This is a genomic window from Pseudovibrio denitrificans JCM 12308 (assembly GCF_001310815.1).
GTDB lineage: Bacteria > Pseudomonadota > Alphaproteobacteria > Rhizobiales > Stappiaceae > Pseudovibrio > Pseudovibrio denitrificans.
Window position 1 is genome coordinate 171706 of the sequence record NZ_BAZK01000009.1, and the last position, 14964, is coordinate 186669.

Consider the following 14964-nt stretch of genomic DNA (forward strand, 5'->3'; position numbering starts at 1 on the left):
GGAGCAGACTATGTCAGTTGAGTTTTCCGTCGAAAACAAAGTGGCCTACATACAGCTGAATCGGCCTAAACAGCGCAACGCGCAAAACAAAGAAATGCTGGATCTGCTGGATGCAGCCCTCGAGCGGGTTGAAACCTGCGACACAATCAATGCAGCTATTATTTTTGGCGCTGATCCATCCTTCTGTGCAGGCAGCGATCTGACAGAACTGGGTGCATTGGATCTGGATGGTATTTGCGACGTTGAAAAGCGCAAAGCAGCGTTCCTACGCCGCATTTCACTCTGCCCAAAACCAATCATCGCAGCCGTACAGGGCTATGCAGTTGGTGGCGGAGCATTCCTTGCAGCAGCGTGTGATGTGGTCGTGGCCGCAGAGAACGTGAAGTTCAAAGGCATGGAAGTGCCAAATGGCTGGATCACTCCATGGGGTTTCCATGCACTGAACGCCCGCATGGCTCCGCGCCACGCACAGCGCGCTGCATGGGGTTACAAGTTCATCACCGCAACAGAAGCTCTGCGCATCGGTCTGGTTGATGAAGTGGTTGCACTGGAAGACCTATTTGAGACAGCCCGCACCATTGCTGAGGAACTCGCAGCACTTCCACCGGTTTCAGTACAAGCGACAAAGCGCTGGTATCTGAATGCTTGTCTGGCGGAAGGAGAGGCCGAAGACGCCAAGCTGAATTCTCTCTTCCGCCAGCATTGCCAGATGGAAGCTGCGCAAGAAACCTTCAAAAAATTTGAAAAATAAGAGATCACTGGGAGATAGCTGTGACTAAATTTTCAACTCTGGAACAGGCTCTGTCTGTCATCAAAGACGGCGACACCGTTGCCTCCACCGGCGTAATTGGCTGGATCACACCAGACGTTCTGCTCAAAGGCATTTCTGATCGCTTTGAAGCAACCGGTCATCCAAACAATCTGGATTTCTACTTCCCATGTGGCACTGGCGATGCCATGCACATTGGCGGTATGGACCACATCGCAAAGAAGGGTCTTCTGCGCCGTATCATGGCAGGTTCCATGCTCAACCCTGTTCACCCTGAAACCGGTGAACGCCCAAAACTAATGCAGATGATCCAGAACAATGAGATCGAGTGCTTCAGTTGGGCCATGGGCACCTCCATGCATTGGTTCCGCGAAGTTGCCCGCCGCAGCCCGGGTTACCTGACCAAAACCGGCATCGGTACCTTCGTTGATCCGGACGTATGCGGTGGCAAGTTCACCGAGAGCTCTCAGGACGGTCTGGTCGAGAAGATCAAATTCAAGGGCGAAGACTACTTGTTCTACCCAACCCGCCCAATCCATGTTGGCCTGCTGCGTGCAACAAGTGCAGATGACAACGGCAACCTGTCTTTTGAGAACGAAGCGCTGCTGTCCTCCAACATCGCAATTGCAACAGCCGTTCGCGCATCCGGCGGTATCGTCATTGCACAGGTAGAAAACAAGGTAGACCGCGGCAGCCGCCCAACCAACATCGTGAAACTGCCGGGCGCTCTGGTAGATCACGTGGTTCTGGTAGATAGCGCTCAGCAACCTATGGTCACCGACATCGATTATGATGCCAACTACCTCGGACTCAACCGTATCGAGATGACTGAACTGCCACGTCCTCCTGTTTGCGTCGACAAGATCATCGCCCGCCGCGCATCCTGGGAAACCAAGAAGCACGAACTCGGCATCCTCGGCTTTGGTGCATCCGGCGACATCCCGCTGGTAATGGCAGAAGATGGCAAGTTCGATGGGGATGAGATCTACGACTACCAGTTCACCACAGAGCACGGCTCTTACGGCGGCGTGGTTATGATGGGCTGGCAGTTCTCTGCGAACGCAAACCCGGAAGCGCTCGTAGATGGCCTGACTCAGTTCGACGTCATCGAAGGTGGCCTGTGTAAGTTCGCAGCACTGGCTTTTGCTGAGTTCGACTCCAAAGGCACCATCAACGTCAGTAAGTTCGGCAAGGTGAACCCGGGCTCAGGCGGCTTCATCAACATCGCGCACAACGCAGAACGTCTGGTCTTCACCGGCACCTTCACAACAGCAGGCCTGAAGACCGCAGTTAGAGACGGCAAGCTTGAGATCGTCAAAGAAGGCAAGATCAAGAAGTTCGTCGAAACTGCTCAGCACATCACCTATCTGGTGAAAGAAGGCGTGGTGAAGCGCAACCAGCAAGCCAAGATCGTCACTGAACGTGCTGTGTTTGAAGTGCATGAAGACGGTTTGCATCTGGTTGAAATCGCACCAGGTATCGACCTGCAGACCCAGATTCTGGATCAGATGGACTACGCACCTGCAAGAGTAGCAGAGCCACTCCCACTCATGGATGCAGAACTCTTTGCTGAAGACTACGTCGAGTAGTCAAAAGCATCGTGGAGTGGGAAAGCTTGTTGCCCACTCCACTGACCTTCCAAAAGGAACTCCCAGAGAGTTTGTAAAACCCTGCTGACTGCCCCTGTGTGCCACAAACTCTCTCCCCGCTTCAGCCAGCCAAGCCATCACAAACCCCGCTGATCTGGCTGAAGCGTTGGACTCTCTGCCTCACACAAAGACCATTCCAATGAAACTCAGCTACCGTATCGTTCTGGCATCTGTTGTCGTGCTTCTTTTGTCGTTTTCCTTGATCATCACGACTGCGACCTACCTCAACTCACAACATTCAGAGCAGGAAACCAAGGCGCTCTTCGTTTCATTCGCCAACGGAATGGCAGTGACTGCAAGAGACGTCACCCGTGAAGCGGAAGTAACCTCAACCAATCTGGCTGTATTACTCGCTCAGCAGATTCAAAGAAGTGATGCCGATCGCGATACAATCGCAGATCTCACTATCGCCGCGCTCAAGAATACTTCTGATGTCCTCGGCATTGCCGTTGTTTTGGAACCTAATGTTCTCGGCAGAGATGTTGAGTTTCAGGCAGACAGATTTTCCACTCCATCTGGACAGTTCGCACCTTACTTCTATCTAAAGGATAGCCAGGTTGGCTTCAGGGTATCTGGCATCGATAAGCCAGAAGTGCAACGATGGTTCCAGGCTGCACTCCGACAAAGATCTCAATACGTTACAGAGCCTTATACCTTTGATGTTGATGGTGAGAACACTGTGTCTGCATCCATCACAACCCCAATTCTGGATACCGCTGGTAATAGCATCGGCGGTGTTATCGTCGACATCGATTTTCATAAGCTCAAAAGCAAGTTAGCAGCCTATGACCTTTATGAAAGTGGGCGACTGGCGGTCATCAGCGAACAAGGCCTTTGGGTGAGCCATACAGATCAGACACTGCTTGGTGAACCCGTTGGCACAATGGTTGAATCAATCATATCCGGCGTCACAGATGAGCCGAACCTGCAGACGATAAATGACCGGCAGTTTGTTCTTGAACGGTTCAGGTTAGGAACTACCAATCAGTATTGGTATGCAGGAATGTCGGTTACGACCGCAGAGCTACACGCAAGTTATTTGACGACCAGAAACATTATCCTGCTCCTCGCATTCGCAGCTGGTCTTGTGAGCTGTCTCGTACTCTGGTTCATCGGCAACTCCATTGCTCGCCCAATCGTCAATCTGACTCACAGGATGCAATCCCTGGCAGACGGCAATGTGAAGGACGAAGTGCAGTATACAGGCCGTTCTGATGAAATCGGCCAGATGCTAACGCCTTGAAGGTCTTTGTGACTGCTGTATCGGAACGTCAGACCTTGCAGTCTGAGGCGGAGAAGGAACATGAGCGTGAAGCTAACCGCCAGAAGGAAGTTGCAAAGCTCATTCAGGACTTCTCTGGTATGGCAGAAACAGCTCTGGGCATCATACATGCCCGATTCAACGAGCTGGAGCAGACTTCTAAAGAACTGGCAGATATCGCAGAAGACACAAATGCTCAGACCACAGCAACTTCAGCAGCCTCAGAGGAAGCAACAACAAACGTGCAGACTGTAGCCTCTGCCTCAGAAGAACTCTCTGCCTCTATTGAAGAGATCGCACAGCAGATTGCCCGTACTAATAAGGTAATCACAAGGACCAATGATGCAGCCCAAGCAACCAATGCCAAAGTATTGGATCTGGATAGCACCGCACAGCGCATTGGCGAGGTCGTGAATCTCATTCAGGACATCGCCGAGCAAACCAACCTGTTGGCACTCAACGCCACCATTGAAGCAGCCCGCGCCGGTGAGATGGGCAAAGGCTTTGCGGTTGTGGCAACCGAGGTGAAGGATTTGGCGAGCCAGACCTCTAAGGCAACTGAGGAGATTTCCCAGCAGATTGCTGAGATTCAGAGCTCTTCCAGGGATGCTGTTGAAGCTATTCAGGAAATCACCTCCAGCATCCGCCAGGTCAACGAGTTCGCCTCCAACATCGCCGCTTCTGTAGAACAACAGGGCGCGGCCACCGCTGAGATCACCGAAAACGTACATCAGGCGGCAACGGGCACACAGAACGTTTCTGAAAACATGGTGCTGGTGGCGCAAGCCGCTGAAAAGACCAACCAATCCTCTGACCTGGTCTCCAAAACCGCCTCTTCCGTACGAGAAGAAGTCATCGGCCTGCGCGAGCAAATCGACGACTTCCTGTACAAAGTGCAGTCCGTATAAAGAATATCCTCAATACTGGACAAATAGTCTTGCGTTGGCGCCGTGGTCTACGGCTTCGTCTGAGAGGAGACCGTAGTAGTTGACGTTGAGCTGGATGTACTCAGTGAGGTTGGACTGGAGGCCGGTTTCGATAAGGGCGACGTTGCGGCCGATTGGGACGCTTGCCACGGTGAATGGGTTGCCGCTGTCGATGAAGCTTTGGGTGTAGTCTAGCGTTTCAGCGGAGGCGTATTGCCAGGCTGCCAGTCCGACGAAACTTGTTTCACCGTAAAGGTAGTTGGAAAGATCAAACTCGCCGCGTGTTCCAAGTGTCAGGAAGGTGAGGGAGTTGGATTGGCTGTCGGCCTTCAGTGCTGCGGCGCCACCGCTTTCATTAAAGCCGGGACCGGTGAGGTAAGCGTAGGCGACGCCGGCGAAGGGTTCCAGGTTGCCGTAGGTGCTTTCCAACGTGTAGCCGAGCTCACCAAAGACCTGAACGGAACCGGCAAACTGATCAGCTGAAAGTGCTTCCTCCGGGAAGAGAGCAACATCACGATCGGTGGCAATGTTGTACCAAGTACCGGCAACACCGCCGCGCAGTTTGACATCGCCGATCGGATTGGCGCTTGCGTAGCCACCCACGCTGTAGCTGTCACTGTCTGAAGAGGCATCAATGGAGCTGATGTCAATGGATGTGCGACCAAAGCCAGCAACCACACCCAGCTGCACCATATCGAAGTAGGTCGCATCAACACCGACCAGAATACCGCCGACGCTTCTGCCTGTGGTGCGGGCGTTGCCGTCTGAGAAGAACTCACCCCAGCTGCCGTAAACCTGGCCCCACATCTCAAAATCGCCGACGGTGCGGGTCACCATGTCGTCATCCACTTTGGAGGCGAAGGCGCTGTGAGCGTTGTAGAGCCGGTCATTGACCGCCTGCCGTAGGAAGCGGCTGTCAGCCAGCAGGATTGCTCGAGTTGAGGCATTGATCTCACCGGAGAGTGGATCAAGAAGCGCCTTGATTTGTGCATTGTTCATTGGAGCAAGGTGTGTGAACAGATCACCGCTTTCGCTAATGGTATCCAGCGCCAGCGTGACGGAATGTTCGTTGCGCGTGGTCGCTAGGTCATTAAAGTTGTTGGAGCTGCGGATGAACTGGATCGCAACGTCATTGTCATCACCCGGAACACCGTAGAGCACGTTTACATCCAGCATGAACATGTCATGGTTTACCGCATCGAACGTGCCGGTTACGGGCTGGGTTCCCGGAGTTGAGAGGTTGTCGATTATGACGAACTCATCGCCAATCTTCACGGGTGTTGGCCCCGAAACACTGATGAGATTTAGGGTCATGTCAGTGACATCAACGGAACCGCCTGCGCTCACAATGATCTGATCTGTATTTGCCGCCCCCGTGTCCGGGTCTGAGCCGACCTCCATATCAAGAGTACCGCCGTTGGTGGTTGCACTCAGGCTGCCTACTGTGATCGTACCAAAGGAAGCGCCGGGAGATAGAACACCACCATCCAGAACGACGTTGTCAGTAACCTCGCCATATCCGGAGAGCGTGCCATCTGAAACGACGGTCAAGCTGCCATCCAAAATAGACGTGTCCGTTGCTGAAGTACCAATCTGCAATGTGCCGCCATGAATTCGCGCATTCACCAGAGACTTGGTGCCATCTGAAAGGATAAGAGTGCCTGCTCCGTTCTTGACGAAGTTTCCTCCACCCGGAGCTGTGTTACCAGTCCAGGTGAGCGTGGCACCTGTATTGGCCATATCAATGGTGTTGTCGTTGTTTCTGAGCTGCAGCTTGGTCGTGTCGACAGTCTCATTACCTGTGCCCAGATAGAATAGGGTGCCACCGTCAATGATCACATCGCCGGAACCGATGGCTGAGGCGGAGAAGCCTTCCAGACCAACCGTACCGGAAGCGATCTCGATATCAGCGGTGTAGCCGGAGTTGTCGCCCAGCAGGTTCACTTCACCCGGGCCAATGAATGTCACCTGATCAGAGCCCGTCAGACCGGACATGATATTGATCTGCCCAACTACATCTGTGGTGCCGACCACGTTACCTGTGCCGGAAAATGCGAGCTCGTTGATGGTGACAGTTCCACCACCTGTGTAGGTCAGGGTTGAAGAGTTGAGTGTGATACCAACATTGCCGTTGCCAATGTTTTCTGCTGCGTTGAACATGAGTTGCGCATCGGTAATTGAAAAATCACCTGACCAGGAACTGTTGGTCCCTGAAAGAGTAATGATTTCACCGCCGTCGATTGAGAGGTTGCCTGAACCTGAAAGGTTGGATGAGATTTCGAGGTTTACTGAAGCATCATCAATATCGATCGTGTTGCTTGTGCCATTGGCCAGCGCAAGGCGTGAGAGAATGACGTCGGTTACGCCCTGATAAAGCAGGTTACCATTGCTGAGAGTTGTGGTGCCTAGGCCAAGACGGTCCGGATCGGTAAACTCGATGGAGCTGTTTTCCTGAACGATGAGGCCACCTGAGAAACTGTTGCCGCCCTGCAGGTTGACCGTGCCGCCAGACCCGATGGTGAGCGCACCCGGTGTGGCGCCGCCATCGGTTATGTTGCCCGTCAGAGTTAGGGTGCGCCCGGACTGTACATCAAGCGTGCCGTTGTTGTGCATCTCAATGTTGTTGGCAATGGTCGCGTTTGAGCCAGAAACATAGCTCAAGTCACCGCCATAAAAGAGAACGGTGCCGCTGCCGATGTTAGCGGCTGCTTCAAACTGTGTGGTGCCTTCCACCAGATCCAGCCCGCCACTGAAACTGCTGCCAGTGCCGCCGAGCACCAGTGTGCCTGCGCCGAGCTTTTTGAGACGACCGGTGCCGTTGATGTCATTGCTGGCGGTGAGTGTATCGCCGGAACCAACTGTTATGGCGGAAGTGCCAGTCAGGTCGAAGCCGTTGGCGATCGTTGCGGTGGTGCCGTTAAAGGTGAGATTACCATTGTCCAGCGTAATGTCGCCCGTGCCAAGATTGCTCGCGCTGGTGAAGCCGACAGTGCTGTTTTCCTGAACGGTCAGGCCAGCGGTAAATGTGTTTGTTCCGCCTAAGTTGACCGTGCCGCCAGACCCGATGGTGAGCATACCCGGTGTGCCATCACCATCTGTGATGTTGCCGGAGATGGTCAGCGTGCGGCCAGACTGCAGATCAATCGTACTGTCATCAAACAGCTCAAGATTATTCGTGATCGTCGCCGATGTGCCGATAAAACTCAGGTTACCGCTGTCCAGGCCGATGTCACCGGTGCCCAGATCATTTGAGTCTGCAAAGCCAACCGTGCTGTTTTCCTGAATGACAAGACCGCCAGAGAAGGTGTTAGAGCCACGCAGATTGACTGTGCCGCCAGATCCGATGGTCAGTGTTGCGGGCGAGCCTCCACCATCAATAACGTTACCTGTGATGGTGAGCGTGCGCCCGGATTGCACATCAAGCGTGCCGTCATTGTGCATTTCAAATGTATTTGCAACGGTAGCATCTGAACCGGAAACATAGCTCAGATCACCGCCGTAATAGATGATGTTTCCGGTGCCGATGTTGGCTGCAGCTCCAAACTGAACAGTACCTTCAGCCAGATCCAAACCACCGCTGAAGCTGCTGCCAGCTCCACCAAGAACGAGTGTTCCATCACCGAATTTTTTCAGGCGGCCCGAACCGCTGATGTCATTGCTGACAGTAAGCGTGTCGCCGGTTCCGACGGTCATGGAGGATGTACCATCCAGATCAATGAGATTGCTGATCGTTGCGGTTGTTCCGTTAAAGGTGAGGTTGCCGTTGTCCAGCTCAACAGTGCCGCTGCCAAGGTCATCAGAATCCGAGAAACCAACCGTGCTGTTTTCTTGAACCACAAGGCCGCCAGAGAAGGAGTTGGTGCCTTGCAGATTAACCGTACCACCAGAGCCGATGGTCAGTTTACCGGGAGAACTGCCGCCATTGACGATGTTGCCTGTGATTGTGAGGGTTCGTCCGGACTGCACATCAAGCGTGCCGTTGTTGTGCATCTCAAATGTGTTGGAAATGGTCGCATCTGAGCCTGAGACATAGCTCAGGTCACCGCCGTAGTAGATGATATGGCCGGAGCCGATACTGGCTGCGCTCCCAAACTGAACAGTTCCGTCAGCCAGATCCAGCCCACCGCTGAAGTTGCTGCCCGTTCCGCCCAGCACAAGAGTTCCGTCACCCAGTTTCTTTAAGCGGCCTGAACCCGAGATGTCATTGCTGACGGTGAGCGTATCGCCAGACCCAACTTCCATAGAAGAGGTGCCATCGAGATCAAACAGATTGTTGACCGTAGCCGTCGTTCCGTTGAATGTGAGGTGGCCGTTGTTGAGTTCAATCGGGCCACTGCCTAGATTGGAGGCGCTGGAGAAAACAACCTCTGTGCCATCAATGTCGGCGCCGCCGGTCCAGGTGTTGTTTCCTGTCAGCGTGGTGATGCCATTGCCCTCAAATCTAACCTTGCCGTTGCCGATGATGTCTCCAGCAAGAGTTAGGTTGCTATTGGAGGTTTCGAATGTGGCGTCATTCAATGCACCCACATTTGTGACTTCGATATCGCCGTTGACCGTTGTGCTGCCAATGGTCACAATTTTGCCGCCGACAAAGTCGAGATCTGCATTTCCTACCGCGTTGGTTCCGGTAAAGACGGCTGTCGCGTTTTCCTCAAAGAACATTTTGCCAGTAAACCGGCTGTTATTATTGGTTATCTGAGTGGTGCCGTTCTCAAAAAGGACTTCACCTGCACCCGATGAGACAGAGACCAGATCTGCTATAAGATGATTTCCACCGGAGCTGGTGGTGTTGATCACAATCTTTGAGCCGTTCAGCATGTAAATGTCGTCTACCCTGAGATAGCCGGCGGAACGTGCAGCTGAGCCTTCTTCTCCACCAATGTTGATCGTTCCCTGACCTTCCAACACAATGTCGCCAGTTGGTGCAAAAAGCTGGCCGCTCTCATAGAGGTTTATCGTGCCCTCGTTGAAACCGTTTCCAACTTCTATGAATACGAAATTTCCTGACTGAGTGACTGACGCACCCTGATAAACGTTCAGTGTGCCGTTTGCGTTTGCAACACCGATCTCTACCAGTTGCCCGATGGGTACTGTTGTTCCGCTGAAGACATTCAGTGTTCCATCAGCCCCGTTTTGGCCAATGCGCAACCCATTTGTGCCATTGATTGAGAAGAGGATTGTTGATGGTGCCGGTAATAACCGTCTGAGCATCCGCCCGTTCCACCTGAAGGCTGAACAGGCAGGCAAACGTGAGACCCGCAAGTGCAGTTGTTCCGAGAAGACGCTCACTGTACCACATTTCAACCCTCACACATTTGCCAGCAACAGCAGTTCGGAGACAGTTGTTCGGTCGAGCACAGCCGTCACGGAAAGCTGCGCAGAGCAAAACGCAGCTTCAGTGTAAGTAATCGCGTTAGTAATCTGTTAAGATTTCTTTGCGCCACACAGGTATGCTGTATTCGACTGAAGAGCTATGAAGTGATACGCAAAACATTTTTCACAAACTATAGATTAACTGAATCGAATATGATGACTAATAGAGTTTTTATTTATTAAATAAGACTTAATTGAAGTATATTTGTGAAATATGCAGTAAGTACTTACTTATAAATGGTAAGCGTTTATATGTTCTTGAAGGTCAACTGAAGGTGTTCGTCAAAACATCCGGAACAGGCTGCCCGGTTATTGCGCATTCAATCGTCATTTCATCAAGCACATCCAGAAATGCGATGGAGGCGCGCTGCATCAAAGGTTTCAAGCGGCAAGAGGGCAGGAAGCAGCAATGAATTTCACCGCATTCGCTCTGACGTAAGCATTCAACAACGGCAAAGTCACTCTCAACGGCGCGGACGACATCCCCAACGCTGATGTCCTTTGCCAGACGGCCAAGCTTGAAGCCACCGCCACGACCGCGCATGGTCTCCAGTATACCTGCACGGGAGAGCTGATTGACCAGTTTCATCACATGCCCGCGCGAAAAGCCTTGCTGTTGAACCACCTGATCGATGCGTTGTATCACATCTGGTTGCATGGCGCATTGCATTGTGAGTCGCAGAGCAAAATCGCTCGCCTGATTTAATCGCATCGTGAAGCTCCAAAGATATATCCACCGTATATCATATCTCCTAGCGTCTCTGAATACGAAAGATAAAGAACTCTCAGCTTGCTGATATCATTCAGAAAATTGTGAGAATTACATGTTCATTGAGTTTGAGAGGACAATCTCAGAGTCTAAAAGATGTAAATCATATATTCCATTTAAGCGGCGTTATGTTAAAGATATATATGAGATAGATATTTAAGAATCGCGGTGGAGCAGCTCGCGATGTGCAGCACGTGTCGTTATCTTTTCTGTTCTCAAACTCCCAGGAAATGCGGCGCGTGCTGTGCTGCTCAGCATGCTTTCACAACCTCAGCTCCACGCCGGTTTTTGCTAATATTCGGAGGTAAGCCATGTTACCCGCAATTGTTTTAGTGGCCGAAGGTCTCGTCGTTCTCTGGTTCCTGCTGTTTCTGACAATGATCACGAGCATCTATCTGGATGGAAAAGACTACGGAACCGCAATCCGGACCAGCATCGAACAGGCCTTCCTCAAACACATCCGCATTTTCGTTGTCTTCGGCATAACAACAGCCTGCCTCTTCACCCTCGCCGAAGCCTTCGAGCTCGTCTGACGACACAAAAGGAGAGCCCCATGAACCTCTACCCCTATCTCCCCGCCATCTTCATCTGGGCCATAGTCCCAGCCCCCCTCTGGATCTGGCTCTGCGTCTCCTGGTTTGTCTGAGAGGTGAGGGGAGGCTCTGCAAAGACATCTTTCTGCCAAAACCATCCCACTCCTCATTTTATTAAATATTCGCTCGATAGAGGGGTATTAGTGAAACACTATCTCATGGCGTAAGTGATATCCCGCACTGAGGAAATATAGTGCGCCAAGAGGTCTGTTATGGCTGGTTCTGATACCACTTCCGGTTCAAATGAAGCTACTGGTACTCCAAAACAATCCGGTGATGTTGATGCGTGGGCGAATGCCATGCTTAAGGTTTGCAGCATCGACCCTTCTGAGGCTGGTGTAGAAGCTGTCCAACCGGTTGAGACACCAACTTCTCCCCGTGATCTGAGAGATATTTCTCTGAATGCAATCAAGCAAGCCTTCAAGGATTTTGGTGCCATCACTGAAAAGGCCCATCTTATTGTCGACCGTGAAGAGCTCAAAGTTTTCGAGAGGTTTGAGCAAGAGGCCAACGATTCCCTGCTGGACGCAGAACAGCTGTTTGATGGCAAGGATTATACTAAGATTGACTATACTGGGATTGATGACAGTCTTCAAAACGCTCACCGTAGTATGGAGGGGATGCGCGCAGCGCTTGAGCGCGGATCTTCAACTGCAAATAGAATAGATGGTTACGTGCAGGAAGTCAGCGACCTGCTCAAAGAGGCTGGTACCTATTACAAGCAGCGTAGTAAGATTCCGTACGAAGAGCAGCTTTCTGACCTCTTAAGCTATCAAACTATGGTCGAGGCGCTGGGGCAGGAAGCCAAACTGTTTCTCTCTGAAAACCGAGTTGCTGATGCCAAGATAGCTATCGAGCAGATGAAGACTGCGATTGGCAACATGCCAAAGTGCTTTGATACGCCGAAAAATTCCAAGACTGCGAAGAAAGCAACACCAGATGAAGTCGAGTACGGTCTGGTTTCTGAGAATGCGCGCGCTATCCCGGATGATGATGCGTTTGGAGATGTGTTTGAAGAAGAGATTGCACTCTCAGAACGAGTGGATGCGATCTTCGCTTTGAACCAGAAGTTGGGAGCTGACCATAAACAGAACCAGTCAGGATGGTCAAAGGAATCTGTAACTGAGTTTGAAAACACATATTTACTAGCTCAAAAGGCGCTTGATGGAGCTCAGGAGTTGGCGACGACAGATCTCTGGCTGGATTCAGATGTCAAAAAAACTCTGCCGCAGATTGATGCATTGCTTGAGACTGGTCGAACCATGCATATGCGCATGGTGAAAATTGGTCTGGCTGCGCAAGGGCTTAATACAGCTGAAGCTGATGAAGTCATTGCAGCAGATAAAGAATCCCAAGGTGATGTCTTCGAAAACCGCCTCGCCAGACTGACGAGTGATCTTGATAGTTTGAAGACTGCCCTCAACACGAGCAATGCAAACTGGCGGCCGATTTGTCAGGACGTGAATGGGGCAGAGTTTGATGCAATTTATCAGGCGTCAATTGGGCACCTTGAAAATGGAGTGGCCTGTGCGCAGGAGAGTAGAGACGATAAAGAGGCTCAATGTGAGCAGCTTCAGCAATGTGTCTCACAGGTCAAGTCCGGTCTGACGCAGATGCAGCAGCTTTTCGCAAAAGCTCAGGAAATCCGCAAAACGGACATTTCCGATATCAATGCCAGGGCAAAAGAATCTACTGAAAAGCTGCAGAGTTTGGTTAAACGTCGATCTGAGATTGAAGCGTGGAGTGTGGATCTCAGCGCTTTTGATCAGGCAGGCACGTCAGCGGCAAAAGCATTGCAAGCTCTCAATGTTGCCGTAAAAGACAAAAGCGCGATCAGGGGAGCTGGCGAGTTGAGTGCGCTCAACAGCCATATTGCAGATCTGCAGGAAGCGTTTGACGCTGCCGCAATCGAAGTCGAGCGTGTGGGTGCGGATGTAAAGTTCCGGTTCAAGAACATCAAAAGTGTATTTGCTGGCCTGGCGGCGCGCAAAGAAGAGCTTAAGAAAAAGCCGAAGGAGTTTGCCGAGTTCTACAAGGCAAACAATGAGGCTTTCACGTTGATCGCACAGGATCAGGCTGTACTGTCTAGACAGGATAAGAAGGGTGCTGATGATTTGCTGGCCGATGTCGAAGTCGTGCTCGGCAAAATGCGTGCCTTACTTGGCATGCCAGATGCCGGTGAAGGTGGCGTGCAGAATGATGCTTCAGGCCGCAGAGAAGAACTGCTGCAGGCGGTACGTGACAGATACAGCCAGCTGAAGCAGATTGAAAAGTGGGCCCGCGAAAACTCAGATTTGGAAGGCCACTACGCAGACTTTGCCGACACGTATGCTGATGCAGAAGAGCACTCCGACACTTTCAAGGTGGGGCTCATTGAACTTGGCAACATGGATCCTAAGGTCGTTGAAGCCGCCTTGCGTGCTATCGATAAAGACCTGGATAGCATGGACACGATCTTCCAGGCAGCCAAAGAGCAGATGGAGCAGTTCAAAGGCGCTGATGCGGTTGCCGATGAGTTAACTGAAAAAACGGATCTTCTCGAGCGCATCCGAGCTTTCAATCCTCGCATCACAAAGTATGAGGACAACGCAGGCTTGTTCCAGGATGCGGGTGAAAAAGAGTTCTACAAAGGCACAATCGCCAACCTTAAAGAATGCTTGCTGACAGCCTCGGATTTTTATTACCGAGATGAGGAAGGAAAAAGTGAAGCTGAACTGGAAAAGGTAGAAGTCTATTTTGACAGCCTTGATGAATCTCTAAAGCAAGCTACTGTGACCCGCAGGGAAGTGGATGAGTTCGAGCATATCGTTGATATGGCGAGCCAATCACTGGCTGATCTGAATGCCAGGGAAGAAAACCTCAAAACCCGCCCACAGCGCAATGCGTTCGTTCTGAACAGTGCTGAAGTGAAAAAGCTTATGGCTTTGGTTGATAAACATATCGGCCGTCAGGATATCAAGCCAATCCGAGACATCATTCCACTCCTGCAAGCCGCCGTTCAGAAAATGGAAGAGGACTTCCCGAAATCAAGAGGCGAGAAAGTCAAAGCCGCTCTTGGGAAAAAGAAGAAGGGCACCTTCGAAGACGAGCTGGCCGCTATGCAACAGCGCCAGGCTGCTGCTGAAGCAGAACGTGCCGCAGAAGAAGAACGCCGTGCAAACTCTGATGAGCATCTGAGCGAAGAAGAAAAGCAAGCCAAGGCCATTAAGCAGGCGATCTGGGATATGGAACAGATTGTCTATAAGGCCTGTGAGCTTATGGTTGGTTTGGACAAGAAGTTTGAAGCTTCGCAAAAGCAATTTGAGGTAAGGAAAAGTACTGCTCAAAGCGCAAAAGAGAAGCAGAAACTGGCTAAAGATAGGGCTTCATTGAAACCTTACTATCATGCTAGAGAAGCATTTAAGGCGCTTATTGTAGAGATCGGCCAGCTTCATCGCGATCAAAAGATTGAGGAAGCCTGGGCGCTCATTCCTAAGATCAAAGCAGCTGCTTTGAAGATGGAAGAGGTTTATCCAAAAACCAGATCCGAAAAAGCAAAAGCCGCACTCGGTAAAAAGAAGAAAAAAGACTTCTTCGGTGATGATATCGAGCCAAAGGGCGGCAAGAAGAAGTAACCCTAAGATC

At 51.5% G+C, this 14964-nt stretch carries 8 protein-coding genes; 6 read left to right on the top strand and 2 right to left on the bottom strand.

Annotation, left to right across the window (positions count from 1 at the left end; genetic code table 11):
* Positions 1–10 precede the first annotated feature (10 nt).
* From JCM12308_RS14195 to JCM12308_RS29980, 4 genes are all read left to right on the top strand, one after another.
* Positions 11–751, top strand: coding sequence for an enoyl-CoA hydratase/isomerase family protein (locus JCM12308_RS14195; RefSeq protein WP_054784197.1), 741 nt, complete (start codon positions 11–13; stop codon positions 749–751).
* Positions 752–771: 20 nt separating this feature from the next.
* A complete protein-coding gene (locus tag JCM12308_RS14200; protein WP_054784198.1) occupies positions 772–2358 on the top strand; it encodes an acyl CoA:acetate/3-ketoacid CoA transferase in 1587 nt (528 codons plus the stop codon).
* Positions 2359–2557: 199 nt separating this feature from the next.
* Positions 2558–3661: a methyl-accepting chemotaxis protein gene (locus JCM12308_RS29975; RefSeq protein WP_208978579.1), complete on the top strand. Its 1104-nt coding sequence runs from the start codon at positions 2558–2560 to the stop codon at positions 3659–3661.
* Between the two features lie 8 nt (positions 3662–3669).
* Positions 3670–4587, top strand: a complete 918-nt coding sequence (locus JCM12308_RS29980; protein ID WP_208978580.1) for a methyl-accepting chemotaxis protein — start codon at positions 3670–3672, stop codon at positions 4585–4587.
* 9 nt (positions 4588–4596) lie between these two features.
* On the opposite strand, the gene JCM12308_RS14210 is transcribed toward JCM12308_RS29980, so the two are convergent.
* Positions 4597–9816, bottom strand: coding sequence for an autotransporter domain-containing protein (locus tag JCM12308_RS14210; RefSeq protein ID WP_208978581.1), 5220 nt, complete (start codon positions 9814–9816; stop codon positions 4597–4599).
* A 427-nt stretch (positions 9817–10243) separates the two neighbouring features.
* On the bottom strand, positions 10244–10690 hold the full coding sequence (locus JCM12308_RS14215; RefSeq protein ID WP_083417455.1) for an RrF2 family transcriptional regulator: 447 nt from the start codon (positions 10688–10690) through the stop codon (positions 10244–10246).
* Positions 10691–11058: 368 nt separating this feature from the next.
* Here JCM12308_RS14215 and JCM12308_RS14220 point away from each other — a divergent pair, with 368 nt between their 5' ends.
* Both JCM12308_RS14220 and JCM12308_RS14225 read left to right on the top strand, forming a co-directional pair.
* Positions 11059–11280 carry a hypothetical protein gene (locus JCM12308_RS14220; protein ID WP_054784199.1) on the top strand — a complete coding sequence of 74 codons (222 nt, stop codon included), beginning with the start codon at positions 11059–11061 and terminating at the stop codon, positions 11278–11280.
* 272 nt (positions 11281–11552) lie between these two features.
* Entirely contained in the window at positions 11553–14954 is a 3402-nt protein-coding gene (locus JCM12308_RS14225; RefSeq protein ID WP_054784200.1) for a hypothetical protein, read from the top strand.
* Positions 14955–14964: the final 10 nt, after the last annotated feature.

What these genes read in the sequence shown, in the direction of transcription:
- JCM12308_RS14225 (WP_054784200.1), top strand. Translation starts at nt 11,553, where the DNA reads ATGGCTGGTTCTGATACCACTTCCGGTTCAAATGAAGCTACTGGTACT.
- JCM12308_RS29975 (WP_208978579.1), top strand. Translation starts at nt 2,558, where the DNA reads ATGAAACTCAGCTACCGTATCGTTCTGGCATCTGTTGTCGTGCTTCTT.
- JCM12308_RS14220 (WP_054784199.1), top strand. Translation starts at nt 11,059, where the DNA reads ATGTTACCCGCAATTGTTTTAGTGGCCGAAGGTCTCGTCGTTCTCTGG.
- JCM12308_RS14215 (WP_083417455.1), bottom strand. Translation starts at nt 10,690, where the DNA reads ATGCGATTAAATCAGGCGAGCGATTTTGCTCTGCGACTCACAATGCAA.
- JCM12308_RS14195 (WP_054784197.1), top strand. Translation starts at nt 11, where the DNA reads ATGTCAGTTGAGTTTTCCGTCGAAAACAAAGTGGCCTACATACAGCTG.
- JCM12308_RS14210 (WP_208978581.1), bottom strand. Translation starts at nt 9,816, where the DNA reads ATGCTCAGACGGTTATTACCGGCACCATCAACAATCCTCTTCTCAATC.